This is a genomic window from Rhizobium ecuadorense (genome assembly GCF_001187535.1).
In the GTDB taxonomy this organism is placed as follows: Bacteria; Pseudomonadota; Alphaproteobacteria; order Rhizobiales; family Rhizobiaceae; genus Rhizobium; species Rhizobium ecuadorense.
Genome location: NZ_LFIO01001644.1, coordinates 1 through 293, shown reverse-complemented (window position 1 = coordinate 293; position 293 = coordinate 1). Strand labels below are relative to the sequence as shown.

The 293-nt window shown below is 60.4% G+C and carries 1 pseudogene; it reads left to right on the top strand.

What is annotated here, in order from left to right:
- Positions 1–293 (top strand): annotated as a pseudogene (locus tag AF337_RS32860) (adenylate cyclase); the annotation flags it as partial.

Here is a 293-nt window from a genome sequence, read left to right as displayed (position 1 = left end):
TCCGGAGTTTCCCCACACTGGCCGTAGCGCCGATTTCCTGCGGTACATCACAGAGGAGACGCTGGCAGGCAACGCCAAGCGCATCAAGGGCTATTCCGTTGCGGTGGAGGTGTTCAAGCGCTCCCAAGGCTTCTCGCAGGACGACCCGGTCGTGCGGATCGGGGCGGGACGGCTGCGGCAAAGCTTGGAGCGCTACTATCTTGTAGCCGGACAGGATGATCCTGTTCGAATGGACATTCCGAAAGGGGGGTATGTTCCAACGTTCGTCTGGAGCAGCCCTGGAGACACCAAGT